The sequence below is a fragment of the Candidatus Arsenophonus triatominarum genome (assembly GCF_001640365.1).
Classification (GTDB): Bacteria; Pseudomonadota; Gammaproteobacteria; order Enterobacterales; family Enterobacteriaceae; genus Arsenophonus; species Arsenophonus triatominarum.
Window position 1 is genome coordinate 1 of the sequence record NZ_LWMI01000073.1, and the last position, 5,245, is coordinate 5,245.

At 50.8% G+C, this 5,245-nt stretch carries 7 protein-coding genes and 1 pseudogene; all 8 read right to left on the minus strand.

Going from position 1 to position 5,245, the window contains the following annotated elements; translation table 11 throughout:
* Positions 1-133 precede the first annotated feature (133 nt).
* The 8 genes and pseudogenes from AYJ55_RS30180 to AYJ55_RS23135 all read right to left on the minus strand — a co-directional run bounded on the left by AYJ55_RS30180 (position 134) and on the right by AYJ55_RS23135 (position 5,064).
* Positions 134-328, minus strand: coding sequence for a hypothetical protein (locus AYJ55_RS30180; RefSeq protein ID WP_162505843.1), 195 nt, complete (start codon positions 326-328; stop codon positions 134-136).
* Between the two features lie 60 nt (positions 329-388).
* On the minus strand, positions 389-649 hold the full coding sequence (locus tag AYJ55_RS36555) for a baseplate wedge 1 family protein (protein ID WP_425393843.1): 261 nt from the start codon (positions 647-649) through the stop codon (positions 389-391).
* Complete coding sequence (locus AYJ55_RS36560) at positions 622-942, minus strand: baseplate wedge 1 family protein (protein ID WP_425393844.1); 321 nt, start codon at positions 940-942, stop codon at positions 622-624. Before AYJ55_RS36560 ends, AYJ55_RS36555 begins: the two co-directional genes overlap by 28 nt.
* Positions 939-2,168, minus strand: coding sequence for a baseplate J/gp47 family protein (locus AYJ55_RS23115; protein ID WP_063657585.1), 1,230 nt, complete (start codon positions 2,166-2,168; stop codon positions 939-941). Before AYJ55_RS23115 ends, AYJ55_RS36560 begins: the two co-directional genes overlap by 4 nt.
* Complete coding sequence (locus tag AYJ55_RS23120; protein WP_245677549.1) at positions 2,165-2,449, minus strand: hypothetical protein; 285 nt, start codon at positions 2,447-2,449, stop codon at positions 2,165-2,167. The genes AYJ55_RS23115 and AYJ55_RS23120 overlap by 4 nt, the downstream gene beginning before the upstream one ends.
* A gap of 69 nt (positions 2,450-2,518) precedes the next feature.
* Positions 2,519-3,223, minus strand: coding sequence for a phage baseplate protein (locus tag AYJ55_RS23125; protein WP_162505836.1), 705 nt, complete (start codon positions 3,221-3,223; stop codon positions 2,519-2,521).
* Positions 3,201-4,336, minus strand: a pseudogene (locus AYJ55_RS35265) (phage baseplate plug family protein). Before AYJ55_RS35265 ends, AYJ55_RS23125 begins: the two are co-directional and overlap by 23 nt.
* An 8-nt stretch (positions 4,337-4,344) precedes the next feature.
* Positions 4,345-5,064 carry a hypothetical protein gene (locus tag AYJ55_RS23135; RefSeq protein WP_245677548.1) on the minus strand — a complete coding sequence of 240 codons (720 nt, stop codon included), beginning with the start codon at positions 5,062-5,064 and terminating at the stop codon, positions 4,345-4,347.
* Between the last annotated feature and the right edge of the window lie 181 nt (positions 5,065-5,245).

The following is a 5,245-nucleotide window of genomic DNA, read 5'->3' on the forward strand; positions in this document are numbered from 1 at the left end:
CAATCGCCGTGGCAAAATCGGCATCAAAGGGTAACCCGCGCCCGCATTATGCCAACGATAGCCGGTGTATAGTTCGTTAAGTGCCTGATTCATGTCACGGCCATCAGGGGCAAGCCGCCTGCGCTTTAATCCGTCATGGTAATGGGGGAAAACCGGCATCATAAGAAGCCTGATTACTGCCGGTTGGCGTTTTCGCCGTTAAATCACGCCGTGAACCATTCGCCCCAAAGGGCACCGGTTTACGAGCGGGCAAGTCTGTTTTTTCATAAAATACTCCAAAAAATTCTACTGGATGATTAACGTCCCGCCGTAAAAAACGTCCCCTCATTAAACGGATAGGCATCCTCGGCAAAGCCAAAGTAGGGGGCGACGACCTGATTGATATTCATCAGTACCCCAGAAGGTAACGGGGTGACCTCGCTGTTCTCAATACTGACAATTCAAAGGGTTCTAGGGGAAAGGCGGTGGTAATACCAATAGTCATGTCACGATAATTCACACAAAACGCCTCGCCACGTTCCTTAAACAGAAAACGTAAGAAGCGATTGATTTCAGGAATAGTCGCAATACTGATGTTAGAAAACGCCTTGCTGAGTATCAGGCTTCGATAAGCGTTGTCCGCTAGCCGGATTTTTCTGGTTTCCTGCACACCCGCGTAATAAGGGCATCACTGAACGGGGTGGGATAATCCGCTTTTCCTTCGTCTGCCTGCGCAAACCCAAACGCGCTGTTATCGACTTCCGCCGTGATGTAACGTGAAATGTTGACGATTTTCCCCCACATATCCAGACCAAAGCGGTTGCAGGTGGTGATATCCCACACTTCATCAAGAAACCGGTCAGTAAAATCCTCCAGACTCACCGCCTGCTCGAATGTTGCGATGACAGACAGCAATTTCTGGCTGGCACTGTACTGGTTTAGCACCGTTTTTTGCCAACTCATTTTAACTCCACGTGAATGTTATCGGCTTGCAAAACGGGGACTTGCGCCACGCCTGGTGTTAACGCAGACAGCCAGTTTTTGCCGTCTTGGGATATCATTACTGATACGACACTCACCGAATAAGGCTCAATCGCAATAATCGGCGCGTAGTATTTACCCACATTCAGGGTTGCCCCTATACCCGCACGTTGAATGCCTTCTACCTCGCCATTAAACACGCGAATAACTGTTTTTTTAACTTGCCCGGTAATGTCACAGGGAGGATTGAGACTTTTATCAATGTTGACGGAAAAATAGACGCTTAATGGGGTGGCTCGCTGCCACTGCATCACATATTGCGGGTAAGGCGGCGAGTAGTTCTCTTTATCATAAACAGTAAAGGTGGTATCCCCATTCATGTCCGCGCCAGGATTGTAATACTGGAAGATCGTCTCGGCGATATCGGTATCGTTGCCACCATTCACACAAATAAAAACGGAATGCGGTTTAACCGGATAAAGAGTCGTGCCGATAGTGACCGTCTCCCTTGTTCGGTTTGACCAGACATACGCATCCGTCACACCTTGGGTTTCCAGTAGGGCCGCTTTCATCGCACCATCGGTATTACGACCGTTGCGCGCCACTGATTGGCGGCGGCGTGTTTCAAAGGCAATGCGGGATTCTACCTGTGACCCGACACGGGCCGGTGTGTCATTGGTGATGGCGTCCCACCCTGAAACAGAGCTAAAAATTTGCGTTAATTCCCCCGTGGCGCAGGCGATGGGGCCATGCGTCGTGTTCTGGAAGGGGATTTTTACCGTGCCGCTGGCAGGGATGGTTGCTTCGCTCACTGAACGCCACAAATAACCGGCCTTATCCTGGGCGGTACTGCCTGCTGGGATACGGGTGCCGACTTTGCCCGTGCAGGTGGCCATGACAACGCTACCCTGACCAGGAATACGATTGAGAAAATAGATGCGCCCTATTCCATCCTGAAAGCGCCCGCTCGCAAAATCGGGGTTAATCTGGTTGAACAGGCATAATAATTTGTCGTAGACCTGCGCCAGTATTTCGGTCTCACTCTGGGCTATCTGTCCTTGGGGGGCGCTCAGTGATTGACTGGCATGGCCGCCCAATATGCCGACAAAATCCGTCAGCCGTCCGGCGAGCACGTCCGCGATATCCGGCACCGACACCCCGTTTTCGGTTATCGTGACATCAGGTACCGCGGTTTTCACTGTGGTCATAATATCACCTCCAATCGGTTATTCTCGTTATCCGTGACGCGAATGACACCGCGCAGTTTCCGACTGGCCTTATCCAGCCTGACGCTTGCTATTGCCTGGTTAACAACGGGCAGTTTTTCGGCCTCAACTTGTAGTTTTTGCGCAATAAATCCGGCAGTGGGTCGTCTTCCGAGGACTTCCTCCTTCCATGGAATGCCGAGTGAACGGTCAAAATAACATTCACCCATAAATACCAGACAGGCCGAGGCCACATCCTGGGCTACCGCGGCAGGGGTGGTCACTATTGCCAAATTGCCTTCACCGTCTAGCGTTAAATCCCACGCCTTATCCAGTTTTTAGGGTGCAATAGGTCATAGCGTGTGCTCCGGTTTATCCGATGTGACACGGCTGCTGCCGCTTTCTACCCCGTTCACATGATGATAATGGCTGTTGTAAGCTTCCCGCAGCGCTTTGATGCTGGCCTGTTGCGTACCGACATTATCGGTGATGTCACCCGCCGCCGTGACATTTCCGGTAAAATGCGCTTGGGGCGTATCGAGGATCACCCCAGAAGGGGCCTTGATAGTGGCCTGCTGACAGTGGATTTCAATGTTTCCTGGACTGGTGATATTTATTCGGTTATCCGCAAATTCAATAAACTGGGTCGGTGGCATATTCAGCAGTCCACCCATGTAAATGCCGTCGGCGCGGTTGTGTCTACGGCGAGTAGACGGTAATGCGCTCTGGCGGGTTGCCCTGACACGGCGGGTATCACGGTCACAAATTAATAGGTGACCAATATCCCCCACGACCGGATTCATGATGAGGGCACTGTTCCCCCGTTGCAGGCGAAATACCGGAATGGCGTAAATTGGGGTACTCTCCATCAGGACACCCCGCGTATCAGGATAAGCCAGCAGGGGGCGGACATCCACCACCAGATTGGGCGCTTCACCGTGTAACGCAATCACCTGAACAATTTCACAAAAAAAACAGCCGGCAAGAAGCTGACTGAAGGCATGCATAAAGGTGTTTGCATCATTACCGGATGCGTCACGGTTGTTTGTTTCTCTCATAAGCTTCAACACTCACTGCGTTACAGACACTGTGCCAGTTTCCCCCTTGCACCCAGGAAGAAAGAAAGTGTTCGACACCCGTTAACAGGTAGAGACCACTGGCACCCGGTAACGACGTATCAAGCGATACCGATCGCCCAAATGCCAGCAAGGGGCTGTACTGTGTCTGAAAGGTTAATCCATTCGCGTTGTGGATCGGATACCCTATCAAGCCATTTTCCGCCGAAATCTTCGGCATAACCGCATCCCTTGTTTTCCCAGCAGGCCAAACATGGATGATTTTTCCCACCGGTTGAAATTCCAGCCGATGAGACAGGCAAATGGCGGCTATCTGAGCAAAAACACTGCCGGCGTAATACGGGTTGGATTCGGTTAAGCCGCCCAATAAATTGGGTTGAAACGTATAGCCGTTCTGCTGACATAACGAATCGAGTAAATCACTGACATTCACGACACCCGTGCGTGAAATCGGCGGAATGACTTTAGCACGGAGGTCACTGGCGGCCAGCGCTTGAATGACAAACGGAGATTCGGGCATCGTATTCATATTGGCATAAGCAGATCTGACGGCGCCCTCGAATATCAAAATATCCCCACTATAGATAGCTATGTCAAATTGTCGTCCATCGAGCACCAGCGAACTGTAATCTTTTGGTGACAACATCCCGATGAGTTCTAAACTTAACCCATAGAGGGCGCACTCTGCCTCAACGCCGCCGTATCCGCCGTAGCTATTGGTTCTGACAAAGGATTTAACGTTATCCAAGGTTAATTCTTCTATCTGGCCGTTGCCCGTATCCAGAGAGAACGCAAACTTAAGCGTTTTTTGCTGTACATTTCCATCCTCGTAAAAAAGAAACCATCGACTCCCTAGACCGTGCCAACGCGGGTCTTCTTGCCCTTGGGTATCCACGAAGAATAAATCACCGGTGAAGCCGAGCCAGGCATAGCGTACAAGGCGCGTGCCATGCAGACAGGGACGCCCTGGACAACAGGTATTCCCTTTACCGTCAAATCCAGGTAGAGGGCACTTTCATGCTGCGTCAGCCGTAAAGTACATTCCTGGCCGTTAAGGGTGAGGTTGATACGTTGAGATTTTACGGGGGAAAGCATTATCGTGCTCACAATACGGCGCCTTTGATTTTTTTCCACAGCGCACCGGATTTCTGGCTGACGCTGCCACTGATACGTGAAGCCGACTGATGAACGGTGTCCATGGCACTGCGGAAGCTGCCATTCACACCGGCGGTAGCTGAAGCTCGCTGTGGTCCGATTGAATTTTTCAATGCGTCCCACGTTTTACTCAGCTCGTCCAGTGTAGACATTTTTTCACTGCCATTGACATCGATTGGGCAGGTACCATAGGGGCTACGCGCGACTAAATCCCCCGTCGGTTTATTGGCGGACTGAGGGGTATTTAATACCACTTCCATTTGTTGGATCACCTCCTGAAAGATCAGCGCTACCGTCAGTAAGGTGACCCCCGCCTGCGCACTGACCCGATAGCTATAATCCGTCAGGTCAAAACTCGCATAATTGCCCTTGGGGGTCTCAATATCGTACAAATCGGTTGTTTTGAGCATAGTGCCAATCGTTTGCAGCGTCTCATTCTGACTGATTAACGTCAGGTCAAAGAGATTCGGTATCACACTGCTAAATCCACTTAACCCCGAAATAACGACTTGGCACGTTATTCGGGTGGGTTGATAGATTTTATTGATCGACTGATACCGGCCTTTCTCGATGGGGGCGTTAATGATGCTAGCCTTGCCTGTCGGCTGAAATACCGACATACCACTGAAATTAAGGGCAACCTCGGCGGAGCCGTGTTTACGTATCACATACGCGGATGCAGCACACTGTCAATGATGGATAACGGCGAGCCGCCTGATACCGAATTCAGTACATCCGCGAGGTTGAAATCAAAAATAGTCATCAGTACATCCCGTTATTCAGTGTCGTATTCATTCGGTGGCGTTTTGCCTGTTCTTCAATAGACTGTTGAAGCCTGGTTAACCGTCT

Coding starts and splice junctions, on each gene's coding strand:
- AYJ55_RS36560 (WP_425393844.1), bottom strand. CDS start 942: ATGAGTTGGCAAAAAACGGTGCTAAACCAGTACAGTGCCAGCCAGAAA.
- AYJ55_RS30180 (WP_162505843.1), bottom strand. CDS start 328: ATGAGGGGACGTTTTTTACGGCGGGACGTTAATCATCCAGTAGAATTT.
- AYJ55_RS23115 (WP_063657585.1), bottom strand. CDS start 2,168: ATGACCACAGTGAAAACCGCGGTACCTGATGTCACGATAACCGAAAAC.
- AYJ55_RS23125 (WP_162505836.1), bottom strand. CDS start 3,223: ATGAGAGAAACAAACAACCGTGACGCATCCGGTAATGATGCAAACACC.